16 protein-coding genes and 1 tRNA gene are annotated in these 16,015 nt (G+C 63.5%); 7 read left to right on the forward strand and 10 right to left on the reverse strand.

Annotated features, from left to right (window positions below; translation table 11 throughout):
• Window positions 1–3 precede the first annotated feature (3 nt).
• From blaOXA to A6B35_RS36265, 3 genes are all read right to left on the reverse strand, one after another.
• Window positions 4–822 (reverse strand): class D beta-lactamase, encoded by an 819-nt coding sequence (gene blaOXA, locus A6B35_RS20885; RefSeq protein ID WP_006201632.1) that lies wholly within the window; start codon window positions 820–822, stop codon window positions 4–6.
• A 147-nt stretch (window positions 823–969) separates the two neighbouring features.
• Window positions 970–1,338 carry a membrane protein insertion efficiency factor YidD gene (yidD, locus tag A6B35_RS20890; protein ID WP_006201633.1) on the reverse strand — a complete coding sequence of 123 codons (369 nt, stop codon included), beginning with the start codon at window positions 1,336–1,338 and terminating at the stop codon, window positions 970–972.
• 117 nt (window positions 1,339–1,455) lie between these two features.
• The gene (locus A6B35_RS36265; protein WP_100084769.1) at window positions 1,456–1,611 is read right to left on the reverse strand and encodes a hypothetical protein; all 156 of its coding nucleotides are present in this window, start codon (window positions 1,609–1,611) and stop codon (window positions 1,456–1,458) included.
• Between the two features lie 308 nt (window positions 1,612–1,919).
• Here A6B35_RS36265 and A6B35_RS20900 point away from each other — a divergent pair, with 308 nt between their 5' ends.
• A complete protein-coding gene (locus A6B35_RS20900) occupies window positions 1,920–2,831 on the forward strand; it encodes a LysR substrate-binding domain-containing protein (RefSeq protein ID WP_006201635.1) in 912 nt (303 codons plus the stop codon).
• Here A6B35_RS20900 and A6B35_RS20905 read toward each other — a convergent pair.
• A complete protein-coding gene (locus A6B35_RS20905) occupies window positions 2,828–3,274 on the reverse strand; it encodes an iron-sulfur cluster assembly scaffold protein (protein WP_006201636.1) in 447 nt (148 codons plus the stop codon). The two genes, A6B35_RS20900 and A6B35_RS20905, sit on opposite strands and share 4 nt — an antisense overlap.
• 239 nt (window positions 3,275–3,513) lie before the next feature.
• Between A6B35_RS20905 and folE the strand changes: the two genes are divergently transcribed.
• The 3 genes from folE (at window position 3,514) to A6B35_RS20920 (ending at window position 5,752) form a co-directional block, all read left to right on the forward strand.
• The gene (folE, locus tag A6B35_RS20910) at window positions 3,514–4,149 is read left to right on the forward strand and encodes a GTP cyclohydrolase I FolE (protein ID WP_006201637.1); all 636 of its coding nucleotides are present in this window, start codon (window positions 3,514–3,516) and stop codon (window positions 4,147–4,149) included.
• A gap of 87 nt (window positions 4,150–4,236) precedes the next feature.
• Window positions 4,237–4,695 (forward strand): phosphoribosyl-AMP cyclohydrolase, encoded by a 459-nt coding sequence (gene hisI / locus A6B35_RS20915; RefSeq protein WP_006201638.1) that lies wholly within the window; start codon window positions 4,237–4,239, stop codon window positions 4,693–4,695.
• A gap of 85 nt (window positions 4,696–4,780) precedes the next feature.
• On the forward strand, window positions 4,781–5,752 hold the full coding sequence (locus tag A6B35_RS20920; protein ID WP_006201639.1) for a patatin family protein: 972 nt from the start codon (window positions 4,781–4,783) through the stop codon (window positions 5,750–5,752).
• Window positions 5,753–5,770: 18 nt separating this feature from the next.
• On the opposite strand, the gene recJ is transcribed toward A6B35_RS20920, so the two are convergent.
• From recJ to A6B35_RS20945, 5 genes are all read right to left on the reverse strand, one after another.
• The gene (gene recJ / locus A6B35_RS20925; RefSeq protein ID WP_006201640.1) at window positions 5,771–7,555 is read right to left on the reverse strand and encodes a single-stranded-DNA-specific exonuclease RecJ; all 1,785 of its coding nucleotides are present in this window, start codon (window positions 7,553–7,555) and stop codon (window positions 5,771–5,773) included.
• Between the two features lie 66 nt (window positions 7,556–7,621).
• Complete coding sequence (glpX, locus tag A6B35_RS20930) at window positions 7,622–8,605, reverse strand: class II fructose-bisphosphatase (protein ID WP_006201641.1); 984 nt, start codon at window positions 8,603–8,605, stop codon at window positions 7,622–7,624.
• 144 nt (window positions 8,606–8,749) lie between these two features.
• A complete protein-coding gene (locus tag A6B35_RS20935; RefSeq protein ID WP_006201642.1) occupies window positions 8,750–10,063 on the reverse strand; it encodes a homoserine dehydrogenase in 1,314 nt (437 codons plus the stop codon).
• A 46-nt stretch (window positions 10,064–10,109) separates the two neighbouring features.
• The gene (locus A6B35_RS20940; protein ID WP_006201643.1) at window positions 10,110–11,327 is read right to left on the reverse strand and encodes an LL-diaminopimelate aminotransferase; all 1,218 of its coding nucleotides are present in this window, start codon (window positions 11,325–11,327) and stop codon (window positions 10,110–10,112) included.
• A 60-nt stretch (window positions 11,328–11,387) separates the two neighbouring features.
• Window positions 11,388–11,795, reverse strand: a complete 408-nt coding sequence (locus A6B35_RS20945; RefSeq protein WP_006201644.1) for a hypothetical protein — start codon at window positions 11,793–11,795, stop codon at window positions 11,388–11,390.
• 97 nt (window positions 11,796–11,892) lie between these two features.
• Between A6B35_RS20945 and A6B35_RS20950 the strand changes: the two genes are divergently transcribed.
• From A6B35_RS20950 to A6B35_RS20960, 3 genes are all read left to right on the forward strand, one after another.
• Window positions 11,893–13,728 carry a PHA/PHB synthase family protein gene (locus tag A6B35_RS20950; RefSeq protein WP_006201645.1) on the forward strand — a complete coding sequence of 612 codons (1,836 nt, stop codon included), beginning with the start codon at window positions 11,893–11,895 and terminating at the stop codon, window positions 13,726–13,728.
• Between the two features lie 325 nt (window positions 13,729–14,053).
• Window positions 14,054–15,193 carry a YcbK family protein gene (locus A6B35_RS20955; RefSeq protein WP_006201646.1) on the forward strand — a complete coding sequence of 380 codons (1,140 nt, stop codon included), beginning with the start codon at window positions 14,054–14,056 and terminating at the stop codon, window positions 15,191–15,193.
• A 177-nt stretch (window positions 15,194–15,370) separates the two neighbouring features.
• Window positions 15,371–15,445, forward strand: a tRNA-Glu gene (locus tag A6B35_RS20960).
• Between the two features lie 99 nt (window positions 15,446–15,544).
• On the opposite strand, the gene A6B35_RS35680 is transcribed toward A6B35_RS20960, so the two are convergent.
• On the reverse strand, window positions 15,545–15,703 hold the full coding sequence (locus A6B35_RS35680; protein ID WP_156788623.1) for a hypothetical protein: 159 nt from the start codon (window positions 15,701–15,703) through the stop codon (window positions 15,545–15,547).
• Between the last annotated feature and the right edge of the window lie 312 nt (window positions 15,704–16,015).

Raw genomic sequence — 16,015 nt, forward strand, 5'->3', positions numbered from 1 at the left:
CGCCTATTTGATCAAGCCAGGCAGGTCTTTCAAGAACCCCGCCCGTGTCTTGGGACCCTTGGGCGTGTCGGTTGGCTTCTCGTCAACCACCAGCCGGGCAAACACGATCCGCCGGCCATCCTTCTCTGCCCAGCCGACAAACCAGCCAAGCGATCGTTTATCCGTGCCGGCATTGCCTAGCCTCGTGCTGCCGGTCTTGCCCTGTACCGCCCAGCCACCGGCCTGGAAGCTCGGAAGGATCGCCCTGGTCATCGCATGAGCCCTGGCCGACACCGGCATTTTGCCGGCAAGTATCCGGCGCAGGAAGGCCGTCTGCTCTACCGGCGATATTTCGAGCGAGGAGTTCACCCAGGAATGGGTCAGGCTATCATTCTTGCCGGCGCTGCCGGAGACGTCCATGTTGCCGTAGCCGAATTTCGATACATAGCCGGCAAATCGTTCGCTGCCGAGCCTGCTTGTGATTTCGCGGGAATACCAGAGAACGGAATCGCGCTCCCAGATCGTCGGATCGACGGTCTTCCGGTCTCGCTTCACCGCATTGAACTCAGGTCTGTAGTCCCAGCTCGGCGTATGCTCGTCGTTCAGAATGCCAGCGTCGTAGCCGATCAGCGCCAGCGGCACCTTGAAGGTCGACGCCGGGCTGAAGCGTTGATCGCAGACGCCGTCTCGATAGAGCGTCTCGCCGCTTACCGCATCCTCGATCAGCGTGCATTCGACATCGCCAAGCGGCGCCGACTGCGCCCGCATCGGGAACCCAAGCAGCCAGGCCAGCAGGAAGAGAACGATGGCAAAAACGAACGGAAGGCGGTCTATCTGGCGCATGTAAAATCTCTCTCCTGACGGGTGGGCAGGAGAGGACTTAGCGAGGCGCCTTGTCTCGATTTTGTCTCAAATTCGCAGTCTTTGTGCAGGCTTGCGTTAACCCTACCAGATCGTAAAGACCGCCGGAGCCGAGACCGGTGGGTGCAGTCAGACCTCGCCGCGCTTCTTGCCGATCCGCCAGTACCGCCACGGCATGAACCAGACATAGCATCCGGCCAGCGTCTCCGGCACCCGGTCGATGCCATGCGTGCCAAACGGGCCGCAGCGCAGCACCCGGAAAAGCCCCATCCAGCCGCCGGCCCACAGGCCGTGGCGGGCGATCGCCTCATGCGCGTATTCGGAACAGGTCGGCAGATGGCGGCAGGTATTGCCGACGAAACCGGACAGCGTCAGCTGGTAGAAGCGGACAAGCGACGTTCCGAGGATGCGGCCAGGCGTCTTGCGCCAGGGGCCTGGCCAATTGCGCCCGCGCCGGGCCGGTGTTGCTGCATGCGCATGCCTATGGTGGTCGCGCACCGCATTCTCCGTATCGCGTTTCGCCCCGGGATAAATGTGGACTTCGAGCAGAGAACGCAATCCCCGTTGATGCTGGCCCTTGGTGATGCCGCCTGTCGATGCTGGCCGTCCTGCCTTTCACCGGTGAAATGTGCGCCGATCTGCCGGAGATACCCAGCGCGTGGGGCTGGTTGGTCCCTGTTCGCGGCGTCCGGCCTGGGGCCGCTTCTCGCCATACCATTGAAACGTCGCGATCCGCATGACGTCGCCAAAAATCTCCAGGAACTGGATCATGGCCGTATCTCCTTTGGCATCGATTAGACTGCCGCTGGCCTTCGTCTTCAAACGAGTATAATTTCCACATCGGATAACTTTAGATTATGCGTATTGAAGTGTGCCCGGCTGCATGACAACGATGCAACTATATGAAATCATTATGCGATATGGCTTTTGCCGCGGCGGCTTCAAGCTTGCTGTGTTGAGCGGGCCGTAGGGCTATTTCGCGTCGTTTGTGTGCTTGATGTAAACTCGGAAAAAGGAGCTAGACTCGTGCCTATCGTCAAACTGAACGAAAAGTTCGTCGACTGGCTGAAGGCTCCAGAATGAAACGCGGACGCCTGCCCTTGACGGCGCTACGGAGCTTCGAGGCGGCCGGACGACAGTTGAGCTTCAGCCGGGCGGCCGAGGAGCTGTTCGTCTCACAGGCAGCGATCAGCCGGCAGATCCGCGAGCTCGAGCATTTCCTTCGCCAGCCGCTGTTTTTCCGCCACCACCGCCGCGTTGAGCTGACCGAGGCAGGCCGCCGCCTGCTCGATCAATTGGTCAGAAGTTTCGACGACATCGACAGGCTGCTCTCGGACCTGGCCGCTCCCGCCCAATCCGTGGTTCGCGTCAGCGTGGAACCGTCCCTTGCAGCCGTATGGCTGGTACCACGACTCAATCGATTTCGTGAATTGCGACCCGATATCGACGTTTCCGTCGAAGTCGATCCACGGCCCATCGAGTTCCGCAGCGACCAGGCCGAACTCGCTCTGCGCTTCAGCGCACACAACACCTCATGGCCGCGCAGCGAAGCCGAGCGGCTTGCCTTGACCGTCGACTCGCCGGTCCTGTCGCCGGGGCTGCTTGCCTCGGGTCCGCCGCTGGATAAGCCCATCGACCTCGGCCGCTACACGCTGCTACATGAGGAAAATCGCCAGGGCTGGGCGCGCTGGTTCGAAGCGGCCGGCGTGCCCGCCGACGCCGCGCCCGCGCGCGGCCCTATGTTTGCGGATACCTCGCTTTCGAAGCAGGCGGCGCTGCTCGGCCATGGCGTGGCGTTGGGCGATCTCATGCTGGTCAGGGACGAACTGGCATCCGGCGCGCTGATCAAGCCCTTCGACATCGACGTCGCGTCAGGCGCCTACTGGCTGGTGGCAAGAAGCTTGAAGGGTCTACCGGAGCCGGCCAAGGCTTTTGCGGACTGGATCCGCGCAGAATTTGCCGAAAGCCGGCGTTCTCTGCAAGAAATCTAAGCTGCTTCTTCGGCGCGCTTCTTCTCGATCTGGCCGATCGCATCGACGACCGCGTCGAAGGTGAGCATGGTCGAGGCATGGCGCGCCTTGTAGTCGCGCACCGGTTCCAGATAGCGCAGGTCGGCGAAGCGGCCTTCCGGCGGCGCGCCGTTTTCCTTCAGCATCTTCAGCATGGTCTCGCGCACTGCGCGCAACTCGTCCGCGCTGGCGCCGATGACATGCTCAGCCATGATCGAGGACGACGCCTGGCCGAGCGCGCAGGCCTTAACATCATGCGCGAAATCGGTGACGACGCCGTCATCCATCTTGAGATCGACGGTCACGGTCGATCCGCATAATTTGGAATGCGCGCGTGCTGTCGCGTCCGGATGGTCGAGCCGGCCGATCCGCGCGATATTTCCGGCAAAACCCAGAATTTTCGCATTGTAGACGTCGTCGATCATATTTTTCCAATCTGTCGCCGCCCAGCGAACAGCGATTGCCGCTGATGCGTCTTTCATTCGCTCGGCACGACCATATATAATGCTGACAGTCGAGCATCGACAAGGCAGCCGAAGGCCACGTCTTTGCTCAAATCAATTCACGCCGCTTGAGGGCTGGAAACCGCGAGTTTCTTACACCCGAAAGGTCGTGGTCCGTTCAACTCGTCCCTCCTGTGAGAGGGACTACGGGAGACGCCTTTATGGATGCCGTCATCAAGAAACTCATGCCCTCTTCGACTTACATGGAAAAGCCGGTCACCGACCGGCCGAGCGAGGCCGAGGTCGAGGCCGCGGTGCGCACGCTGCTGCGCTGGACCGGCGACAATCCGGAGCGGGAGGGCCTGATCGACACGCCGAAGCGTGTCACCAAGGCATTCCTCGAAATGTTCAACGGCTACGACATGTGCCCGGCCGAGGAGCTTGGCCGGACCTTCGAGGAAGTCGCCGGCTATGACGATCTCGTCATCGTCAGGGACATAAATTTTCATTCGCATTGCGAGCACCACATGGTGCCGATCATCGGCAAGGCGCATGTCGGCTACCTGCCGGACGGCAAGGTCGTTGGCCTGTCCAAGATCGCGCGCGTTGTCGACATCTTCGCCCATCGCCTGCAGACGCAGGAAGCGATGACCGCGCAGATCGCCAGCGTTATCCAGGACGTGCTCAATCCGCGCGGCGTCGCCGTAATGATCGAGGCCGAGCACATGTGCATGGCCATGCGCGGCATCCGCAAGCAGGGCTCGACCACGCTGACCTCGACCTTCACCGGCGTCTTCAAGGACACACCCGAAGAACAGGTCCGCTTTGTCACCATGGTGCGCGGCGGCGGGGTCTGATCGGCCCTCGCCGGCCGCTAGACCATGATCCCAAAAAGTGGGAACCGGTTTTTGGACAAGATCATGGTCAAACAAGAAGATCCGGCGATGTCGGCACTGGAATTCCCGAAAGCTCCGTCAGACAAGAAAGCGCTGGAGGAAGGCACTGTCCTTTCGCCGCGCTTCGACGCCAGTGGCCTTGTCACTGTCGTCGTCACCGATGCTGCCGACGGCATGCTGTTGATGGTCGCGCATATGAATGCCGAAGCGCTGGCGCTGACGCTGGAAACCGGCATCGCCCATTACTGGTCGCGTTCGCGCAACGCGCTGTGGAAAAAGGGCGAGACCTCCGGCAATCTCCAGACCGTCGTCGAGATGCGCACCGATTGCGACCAGGATGCATTGTGGCTGCGCGTGAAAGTGTTGGGCCACGACGCAACTTGTCACACCGGCCGGCGTTCCTGCTTTTATCGGACGGTGGGGTTGAACGACGGCAAGGTGACGCTTGTCGACGACGGCAGCAAACCGCTGTTCGATACGGAACAAGCGTATCGGAAGCCTTTGTGAACCATTCAATATTCACAAACCACTCATATTCACTATTCTCGAACATCCTTGCTGTAGAAGGGATGTGGGACAAGGGGAGATTGTGATGCTCGAATGGGCGTCATTGCGTAGCAGACCAGACGTTCGAGAGGCCAACGGCCCCTCCTCGTCGGGCGGCGCATCCGATACGAAGCCTGGCAAGAAAACAGGCATTTCATTGGCGCTCGGCGGTGGCTGCGCGCGCGGCTGGGCTCATATCGGCGTGCTGCGTGCGCTCGACGAGGCCGGCATCGAAGTGTCGATGATCGCCGGCACTTCGATCGGCGCCCTGGTCGGCGGCTGCTACCTTGCCGGCAAACTGGACGATCTCGAAGAATTCGCCAGGAGCCTGACCAAGCGGCGCCTCTTCGGCCTTCTCGATCTCAATCTGCGCGGCAGCGGGCTGTTCGGCGGCATGAAGCTGGACGCCAGGCTGCGCGAGCACATGGCCGGCATCCGCTTCGAAGACCTGTCCAAGCCTTTCGTTTGCGTCACCTCGGAAATCCGCACCGGCCATGAGATCTGGCTGTCGAGCGGCTCGCTGATCACCGCCATGCGCGCTTCCTACGCGCTGCCCGGCGTGTTCGAGCCGGTAATCTGCAACGGCCGCGTCCTGGTCGACGGCGCGCTGGTCAATCCGGTGCCGGTCTCGGTCTGCCGCGCCTACGAGCAGCCGCTGGTTGTCGCGGTCAACCTTCACTACGACCTGTTCGGCCGCGCCGCCGTCATCAAGCACAGCGCCGGTGAACTGGTCATCGAGAAGGACGCGCCAAGAGCCGGCCACATCGACGCCGAGCGCCAGTCGCACCAAACGCGGCTCGGCATCACCGGCGTCATGGTCGAAGCCTTCAACATCATCCAGGATCGCATTTCGCGCGCGAGGCTGGCGGGCGACCCGCCCGACATGTCGCTGCAACCCAAACTCAGCCATATCGGCCTGACCGAGTTCCATCGCGCCGACGAAGCGATCCGCCTCGGCTATCAGGCAACGATGGCGCAGATCGGCGAACTCGCCCGGCTGCAGACGGTTCTCGCCTAACCCACGATCAAACAGATTTCAGGCAATCGCCGCGTCGGTGATGCGGAACTGCACCGTGCGATTGCCGTTCCAGTAATTGCCCGACAGCGAACCGGCGACATGCACCGTCTTGCCCCGGTTCTTGAACAGGAATTCGCCAAGCGCCGTATCGACGGCGCGAAACGCGATCGCCTGGATGCGACCGCCGCTTTGCGACTGCAGCTCGGCGCGGATGTGGTTGGTTCCGACCGGCCGCGCATCCGCCAGCTTGTGGCGCGGCAGAGCGAAGACCGGCGCGACATGGCCGGCGCCGAATGGCCCGGCCTTTTCCAGGGCATCGAGCAGGCTGAGCGTCGCGCCCTCGGCGGCCAGCGCACCGTCGATGGCCAGGCTCTCCTCGTCCTGCAGCCGGAACACTTCGGCCGCCGCCCGCTCCTCGAAGAAGGCCCTCAACGCCCCGAGTTTTGCCCGCTCGACCGTGATGCCGGCCGCCATGCCGTGGCCGCCGCCCTTGACGATCAGCCCGGCATCTGCCGCCTCGCGCACCAGCCGTCCGAGATCGAAGCCGGACACCGAGCGTCCCGAGCCGGTGCCGACGCCATTGGCGTTGAAGGCAATGGCAAAGGCCGGCCGCCGTGCGTGGTCCTTGAGCCGCGAGGCGAGCAGGCCGACGATACCCGGATGCCAGGTGGTGCTGGCGGTGACGACGACGGCCGGGCCATTGCCGCCGGCAAGCTCGGCATCGGCTTCGGCGCGCGCCTGCGCAAGCATCTCCAGTTCCATCTGCTGGCGTTCCTGATTGAGCCGGTCGAGCGTCTCGGCAATCGTGTTGGCCTCGACCGGATCGTCGGTGGCGAGCAGCCGGCTGCCGAGGGCGGCGTCGCCGATGCGCCCGCCGGCATTGATGCGCGGCCCGATCAGATAGGCAAGATGAAAGGTGCTGATCGGCTCGCCGATGCGCGACACCCGCGCAAGGGCGGCCAGCCCCTCGTTCTTCTGTTGGCGCGCCACCTGCAGCCCCTTGACCACGAAGGCGCGGTTGACGCCGGTCAGCGGCACCACATCGCAAACGGTGGCCAGCGCCACCAGGTCGAGCAGCGAAAGCAGATCCGGTGACGTGGCATCCGGCAAGCGGCCGCGCAGGATCCTGGCCGTCTGCACCAGGGTGAGAAAAACGACGCCGGCCGCGCAAAGATGGCCCTGCCCGGAAAGATCGTCCTCGCGATTGGGATTGACCACCGCATCGGCTGCCGGCAGCGGACCGCCGACCTGATGGTGGTCGAGCACCACGACATCGGCGCCGGCCTCTCTCGCCGCGTCGATGGAGACGGCACTGTTGGTGCCGCAATCGACAGTGACGATCAGGGTCGCTCCGCGCGAGATGAGGTCGCGCATGGCCTCCGGATTGGGGCCGTAACCTTCGAAGATGCGGTCGGGTATGTAGATTTCGGACGGCACCGAGAAATGCCCGAGAAAGCGCTTGAGCAGCGCCGACGACGCGGCTCCGTCGACATCGTAGTCGCCGAAGATCGCCACCTTTTCCTTGGCGATTATGGCCCCGGCGATGCGGGCCGCGGCCTTCCCCATGTCGGTCAGCGATGCCGGATCCGGCAACAGATCGCGGATCGTCGGATCGAGGAAGCGCTCGGTCTGCTCGGCGGTCACGCCGCGCCCGGCAAGCACCCGCGCGACGATATCCGGCACGCCGTAGCCTTGCGCTATGGCAAGTGCGGTCATGTCCTGCCGCTCGGTCAGCCGGTGTTCCCAGGAGACACCGGTGGCCGACTGCCTTACGTCGAGGAAAAGCCTCTTCTCGCCCGTCATATGACGTGCCGCCCGCCTATTGCCATCTGTCACGACATCAATAGGCGACGGCTAAGCAGGAAGGAATCAAAACTTTTCCAGATCCTGATGGCGTGCCTTGATCTCGCGCACGGTGCGCGACGACGAGCGCAGCACGATGGTGTGCGTGGTGATGTAGGTGGGCCCGAACTTGACGCCGTCCAGCATGTTGCCGTCGGTGACGCCGGTTGCCGCAAACAGCACGTCGCCGCGCGCCATGTCCTGGGCGCGGTAGATCCGCTTTGGGTCGGCGATGCCCATCTTGGCCGCGCGCGCCACCTTTTCCGGCGTGTCGAGGATCAGCCGGCCCTGCATCTGGCCGCCGGTGCAGCGCAACGCGGCCGCCGCCAGCACACCTTCCGGTGCGCCGCCGGTGCCGAGATAGATGTCGATGCCGGTCTCTTCCGGATCGGTGGTGTGGATGACCCCGGCGACATCGCCGTCGCCGATCAGCCGGATCGCCGCGCCCGTCGCCCGCACCGCCTCGATCAGTCTGCCGTGGCGCGGCCGGTCGAGGATGCAGGCGGTGATCTCGGACACCGCAACACCCTTGGCCCTGGCGAGGCTCGCGATGTTTTCGGCCGGCGAGGCGTCGATGCCGATGACGCCTTCGGCATAGCCCGGGCCGATGGCGATCTTGTCCATATAGACGTCGGGCGCGAACAATAGGCTGCCCTTTTCCGCAATCGCGATGACGGCAAGCGCGTTGGGCAGGTTCTTGGCGCAGATCGTCGTGCCTTCCAGCGGATCGAGCGCGATATCGACCGCCGGTCCTTTGCCGGTGCCGACTTCCTCGCCGATATAGAGCATCGGCGCCTCGTCGCGCTCGCCCTCGCCGATCACCACTGTGCCCTTGATGGCGAGCCGGTTGAGCTCCTCACGCATGGCGTCGACCGCGACCTGGTCGGCGGCCTTCTCGTCGCCGCGTCCGCGCAGCCTGGCGGCGGCGACAGCGGCCCGTTCGGTGACGCGCACCAGTTCCATGGTGAGTATCCGGTCGAGACCGGCGACAATGTTCTGGGCCATATTCATCGATGGGAAATCCTCATTGGCATGCCGCCTCCGCCAAGGGGCCCGCTTCTTGTGTCAAAGCTCCATGACAACGGCAAGACTTGCCACGTCAATTTTTCGATATCGTAGCAATATCAATCGATTAAAGGCGAAATATGATTGAATTTATCCGGCGCGTTCGATGCGGATGACCTGCGGCTTGTCGGTCAGATGGCCGTCCTTGGTGATGCCGTCGACGGCCTTGCGCACCGCCGCTTCTGTCGTCTCATGAGTGACCAGGATGACGGTCTTCTGCGCGTCCGTTTCCGGGCCGGAGGCGTGCTGGACAATCGATTCCAGCGAGATATCATTGTCGGCCATGCGCTTGGCGATCGCGGCAAAGACGCCGATGCGGTCATGCACCGTCAGCCGGATGAAATAGCCGCCGGCATGACTGCGCATCTGCGCTTTCTTGTAGGGCTTCAATTCCTTGGCCGGGCGGCCGAAGACCGGACCGTGCTGGAAGCCCGGCCGGCTCTTGGCGATGTCGGCAATATCGCCGATGACGGCCGACGCCGTGGCGTTGCCGCCGGCGCCGGGGCCGGAGAGCAGGAGTTCGCCCAGAATGTCGGTCTCGATTGCCACCGCATTGGTGACGCCATGCACCTGCGCGATGACCGAGGCGGTCGGCACCATGGTCGGATGCACGCGCTGCTCGATGCCGCTGTCGGTGCGCTGTGCGACGCCCAACAGCTTGATGCGGTAGCCGAGGTCTCCGGCGGCGCGGATGTCGGCCTGGCTGATGTTGGAGATGCCTTCCATGTAGATGTCGTTGGCGGCGATTTTCGTACCGAAGGCAAGGCTGGTCAGTATCGACAGCTTGTGCGCCGTGTCATGGCCTTCGATGTCGAAGGTCGGATCGGCCTCGGCATAGCCGAGGCGCTGCGCATCCTTCAGGCAGGCGTCGAAGGAAATGCCCTCGGCCTCCATGCGGGTCAGGATGTAGTTGCAGGTGCCGTTGAGGATGCCGAAGACGCGGGTGACGGAATTGCCGGCCATCGCCTCGCGCATCGTCTTGATGACCGGGATGCCGCCGGCCACCGCCGCCTCGTAGTTGAGCAGCACACCCTTCTTCTCGGCGATCTCGGCAAGCTGCACGCCGTGCTTGGCCAGCAGCGCCTTGTTGGCGGTCACCACATGGCGGCCGGCCCCCAGTGCCGCCTTCACGGACGCGAGCGCGGGCCCCTCGTCGCCGCCGATCAGTTCGACGAAGACATCGATATCGGCCTTCTCAGCCATCTTCACGGCGTCGTCGAACCAAGTCGCCGAACCAAGGTCGACACCGCGGTCGCGTTTCGGATCGCGGGCGGAGACAGCAGTAACGACGATGTCGCGGCCGCACTGGCGGGTCAGTTCCGCTGCCTTGTCGCCGAGCACGCGCGCCACCGAGGCGCCGACGGTGCCGAGACCGGCAATTCCAACACGCAACGCTTCAGCCATGTCCGGCGACGCCCCTCAAAATTCGTTTCGATGATGTCAGGCAAACTCAGCGGTGCGCGGAGAGCGGCACCACATTGTTGGGCTGCTTGGCGCTGGACGCCAGGAAGCGCTTGATGTTGCGGGCAGCCTGCCGGATCCGGTGCTCGTTCTCGACCAGCGCGATGCGCACATGATCGTCGCCATGCTCGCCGAAGCCGACGCCCGGCGCCACCGCCACGTCGGCGTGCTCGATGAGCAGCTTCGAGAATTCGAGCGAGCCGAGATGGCGGAACGGTTCCGGGATCGGCGCCCAGGCGAACATCGAGGCCGCCGGCGCCGGGATGGTCCAGCCGGCGCGGGTGAAGGCGTCCACCATCACGTCGCGGCGCTTGTGGTAGACCTCGCGCACTTCGGCGATATCGGCGCCGTCGCCGTTCAGCGCATGCGCCGCAGCCACCTGGATCGGCGTGAAGGCGCCGTAGTCGAGATAGGATTTGACGCGCGTCAGCGCGGAGATCAGCCGCTCGTTGCCGACGGCGAAGCCCATGCGCCAGCCGGGCATGGAAAACGTCTTCGACATCGAGGTGAACTCGACGCAGACATCGATGGCGCCCGGAACCTGCAGCACCGAAGGCGGCGGGTTGCCGTCGAAATAGATCTCCGAATAGGCAAGGTCGGACAAGATGATGATGTCGTTCTTCTTGGCGAAGGCGACCACGTCCTTGTAGAAGTCGAGCGAGGCGACCAGCGCCGTCGGGTTCGACGGATAGTTGAGGATCAGCGCCAGCGGCTTCGGGATCGAATGGCGGATGCCTCGCTCGACCGCCGGAATGAAGCCGTCGTCGGGCTCGACCTGCAGCGAGCGGATGACGCCGCCCGACATGATGAAGCCGAAGGCATGGATCGGATAGGTCGGGTTCGGGCAAAGGACCACGTCGCCGGGCGCGGTGATCGCCTGCGCCATGTTGGCGAAGCCTTCCTTGGAGCCCAGCGTCGCCACCACCTGCGTGTCCGCGTTGAGCTTCACCCCGAAGCGGCGCTGATAGTAGGCGGCCTGGGCGCGGCGCAGCCCCGGAATGCCGCGCGACGACGAATAGCGATGCGTGCGCGGATCGCGCACCACTTCGCACAATTTGTCGACGATGGCCTTCGGCGTCGGCAGGTCCGGATTGCCCATGCCAAGGTCGATGATGTCGGCGCCGCGCGAGCGGGCGCTGGCCTTCAGCCGATTGACCTGCTCGAAAACATAAGGCGGAAGCCGGCGGACCTTGTGAAATTCTTCCATGTCAGTTCCAGACATTTAAACGTGTTTGGCAAAGAGACGCTTTCGGCGCGCGATATAGCCCTAATTGCAGGTAGGGTCGAGGGCGGGATCGCATTTGGTCTCGATCTGCTTCAGCGTATCGTCGCCATGGGTCTTCGCCAGCGAGTTCAGCGCCGCCGGATTGCTCCCACCGGTGCCGCCGCTCTTGCCGAGCTGCGCCTGCTGGTCGCCCTTCAATTGGGCAAGCTTGGCCTTGGTCTCCTCAGGCGTGAGCTGCTTGGCGGCCACCTGCGGCGGGATGTTGAGGTTCGGATAGGAGCCGGTGTCCTTCGGGCCGTCGGTGGTTGCGACCGGCGTCGTGTTGCCGGTGTTGCTGCTGGCACAGCCGCCGCCCGCAAGCAGGGTGCCCCCCAGCAAGGCCATCGCGGCAGCGATGCGGCAAATACCAACAGCGCTCGAAAAAACGGTCTCGCCGACATTAATCGTCATATTGTTTTCCTGGCAGCCGGGTTAGAGCGTGTTGGACCCGGCCGAATGTCCCATGATACTATGTCAAGAAAACGCTCCGGGAGGAACCCCGAGAACCATGTCCAAGACACCCGATTCGGGCAAAGCGGAAGATGGCGGACCTTCGACCGTCGAGCAATATCTGGTAAAGGACCCGGAACGCTTCGCGCTGAACATGGCGCGCATGGTCGAGCAGGCCGGCAAGGCCGCCTCCGCCTGGGCCGAGCCGCGCGAGAAGGGCGAGGTGCGCGATCACGTAGCCGAACCCGTGGTCGACATGGTCAAGACTTTCTCCAAGCTCAGCGAATACTGGCTTGCCGACCCGCAGCGTGCGCTGGAGGCGCAGACGCGGCTGTTCGCCGGCTACATGACCGTCTGGGCAAATGCCATCCAGCGCGTCAGCCCCAACGCCGAAGCACCTGACGACGCGGTCAAGCCGGAGCGCGGCGACAAGCGCTTCCAGGATCCCGAATGGGGCCGCAACGCCTTCTTCGATTTCCTCAAGCAGGCCTATCTCGTCACCTCGCGCTGGGCTGCCGACCTTGTCGAGCATGCCGAGGGGCTGGACGAGCACACCCGCCATAAGGCCAGTTTCTACGTCAAGCAGGTGTCCAATGCGATTTCGCCGTCGAACTTCATCCTGACCAATCCGGAGCTGTTTCGCGAAACGGTCGCCTCCAACGGCGAGAACCTGGTGCGCGGCATGAAGATGCTGGCCGAGGACATCGCCGCCGGCAAGGGCGACCTGAAGCTCAGGCAGGCCGACTATTCGCCCTTCGAGATCGGCAAGAACGTAGCCACAACGCCCGGCAAGGTGGTCGGCCGCAGCGATGTCGCCGAGATCATCCAGTACGATCCGGCGACCGAGACCGTGCTCAAGCGTCCCCTGCTGATCTGCCCGCCCTGGATCAACAAGTACTACATCCTCGATCTCAACCCGCAGAAATCCTTCATCCGCTGGGCGGTCGAGCAGGGCCACACGGTCTTCGTCATCTCATGGATCAATCCGGACGAGCGCCACGGCACCAAGAGCTGGGAGGCCTATATCCGCGAGGGCCTGCAATACGGCCTCGACATGGTCGAGAAGGCCACTGGCGAAAGGGACGTCAACGCCATCGGCTACTGCGTCGGCGGCACGCTGCTGGCGGCGGCATTGGCGCTGCTGGCGCAAGAGGGCGACGACCGCATCAAATCGGCCACCTTCTTCACCACTCAGGTCGATTTCACCTATGCCGGCGACTTGAAAGTCTTCGTTGACGAAGACCAGGTCGCGGCCGTCGAGAAGTCGATGAACGAGAAGGGCTACCTCGACGGCACCAAGATGGCGACAGCCTTCAACATGCTGCGCTCGGGCGACTTGATCTGGCCCTATGTCGTCAACAACTACATGCGCGGCAAGGATCCCCTGCCCTTCGACCTGCTCTACTGGAACGCCGATTCCACCCGCATGGCCGCCGCCAACCATTCCTTCTATCTGCGCAACTGCTACCTCGAGAACAATCTCTCGAAAGGCACGATGGAACTTGCCGGCCGCACTGTGTCGCTCGCCGACATCACCATTCCGGTCTACAACCTCGCCTCCAAGGAAGACCACATTGCACCGGCGCTTTCGGTGTTCCTCGGGTCGAAGTATTTCGGCGGCCCGGTCGAGTATGTGATGGCCGGCTCCGGCCACATCGCCGGCGTCGTCAACCCGCCGGCTTCGATGAAGTACCAGTACTGGACCGGCGGCAAGCCGGTGGGCGACTTTGGTCAGTGGTTCGCTTCGGCGATGGAGCATCCCGGCTCCTGGTGGACGCACTGGCAGCGCTGGATCGAGACCCAGGACAACACCCGCGTTGCAGCCCGCAAACCGGGCAAGCGTATGAAAACTTTGGGCGATGCGCCGGGCACCTATGTCAAGGTGCGTGTGTAACAGACTGTAATGTCTGGTGAGTTGACGATTTGGCAAAACAGGCCGAAATGGTGTCGTCAACCATCCGGCGGCCTCAATTCGCCTTCTACAAACGAATAAATCCGAGGCTTGCAGATTTGACACAGGTCCCGTTTCCGGTTGGGGAACAAGGGGGCATTGCGATGGAGCGCGAGGCGCCGAGTCGACGATGACCGGCCGGATACCGAGGGGGAATTTTGTTTTGAGATCAGCAGGTTGGCGTCTCACACGGGGGGAAAGCCGCAGCATTGCGGCAGCGCTTTTCTCCGTGCTTCTGGCGTCCTGCACCTCCGCCGGCGACCCGACAATGTCCGTCGGCATGCCGGGCTACAACGCCACCTCGGCCGACATCAATGCGGCCTCCAGCGCGACAACGGCAACCGCGGCCGATTCGTCAATGCAGGCGACGTCAGCCTCTTCGGAGCCATCAACCGTGATGAGCGAGGGCGACAAACCCTTGCCTGAAAAGGTCGCCTTTGTGCCGGTGACCAAGCCCGGCGCAGCCTTCCCCATCAACGTGCCTGCCGGTTCCGACACCATTGCCGGCAATACGCCGCAGCCGCTGGTGCAGCCGGCGCAGACAGCCGCCGAGACCGACGCCGTCGCGCAGAAGGTCGCCGCTGCCGATGCCTCCACGACGGCACCGAAAGCCGACGCCAAGGTCGCCGCCCCTGCGGTGGACAACGCCGTCTATGTGACGGCCGGCGAGACGGCGCCGCAGCAGATCAACGCACCGAAGAAGGGTTTCCTCGCCTCGCTGTTCAGCACCACGCCGGCCTCGGCGGCACCTGCGCCGCTGATCAACGCGCGCTCCGGCGACCAGCCTGTGCAGGCCAAGGCCGCGGCGCCCGCGAAGCCGATCGTCACGCTGGCTTCGGCCACTCCGGCCGAAAAGCCGGTGCAGCTCGCCTCGATCGGCGACGATAGTAACCACATCACCGGTGCCGACGCCTTGCCCGGCGTGCGCCAGACGGCGCTGTTCGAGATCAAGCGCAAATCCGGCCTCGACGACGAAAGCGACGTCGATCTGAACGAGGACGAGGGCGGCGCCTACCAGGTGGCCTCTGCCGCCGGCCTTGCCCGCCTTGCGCCCAACGGCCTGCTGAAGCAGAACGAGAGCGTCGACGTCGCCTGCCTGAAACCCTCGTTGGTGCGCGTGCTGAAGACGATCGAAGGCCATTACGGCCGCAAGATGGTCGTCACCTCGGGCTATCGCGACCCGGCTCGCAACCGCCGCGCCAACGGCGCCAAGAACTCGCTGCACATGTATTGCGCCGCCGCCGACATCCAGGTTCCCGGCGTCTCCAAATGGGATCTGGCAAACTACATCCGCACCATGCCGGGTCGTGGCGGCGTCGGCACCTACTGCCACACCGAATCCGTCCATGTCGACGTCGGCCCCGAGCGCGACTGGAACTGGCGCTGCCGCAGGCGCAGCGCCGGCTGATTTTCGCCGCCCACCGCAAACTCTGCCGGACACGTTTCCGAAGACCGGGCAATGCTGCGAAGCCGCGGCCCGACAGCCAAAAACGCTGTTTTTGCCACTGTTGAAAAAAGTTGTCGCAGGCGGCTGCAGACGGGTTGCCGGTTGCGAACAACGCAATTATAAGCCGCTCATCTGAGCGCGCCCATCGTCTAGCGGTCAGGACACCGCCCTTTCACGGCGGTAACAGGGGTTCGATTCCCCTTGGGCGTACCAGATCTTTCAAGCACTCAGATGAATATTCTTCTCGCCTGTCGTTTGAGCAATTTCCTTTCCCCATTAAGCCAGCACGCGCTCGCTACGGGTGCTAGGCGGTCAGGACTTCTTATCGCCGTTCGGATTTGGCACCGGCGCCTCTCGCACGTCTCGCGGTGGCGGGTCGACATGTTCAGGCTCTGGCGACGCTTCCTTGTCGGGAGGTGTCCCTTTCTTCGGGTTGGGCTTCGGTGGCGGATCTTTGATCTTGTTTTGCATGTCCAGTTTCCTCCAATTCTGAAACCGGATCGCCGCACTTCCGTTCCCGTCGGCGCCCTTCTTCTGGTTTGCGATACAGGTCGCGAAGCTGTTCCAAGGGCGGGCATGGCCTGGTGACCGTCGTCGGCGTCTACTTCGCCGCCATCACCGCTCTAATGTTCGTCGGCGCCGTCTGGCTACAAGCAGCGCGGCATGGTCGACTTCCGCGATCACGCCATACGTCCTGGCGGCCCATGTGCTAGCTTGCCCAGGCGGCGGACTTGATTGCCCGCCTGGCCGGCGCCTTTACCCCAAAGCCCCCCGCCCAACGGG

Origin of the sequence: Mesorhizobium amorphae CCNWGS0123, assembly GCF_001686985.1 — a bacterium.
Taxonomy (GTDB): Bacteria; Pseudomonadota; Alphaproteobacteria; order Rhizobiales; family Rhizobiaceae; genus Mesorhizobium; species Mesorhizobium amorphae.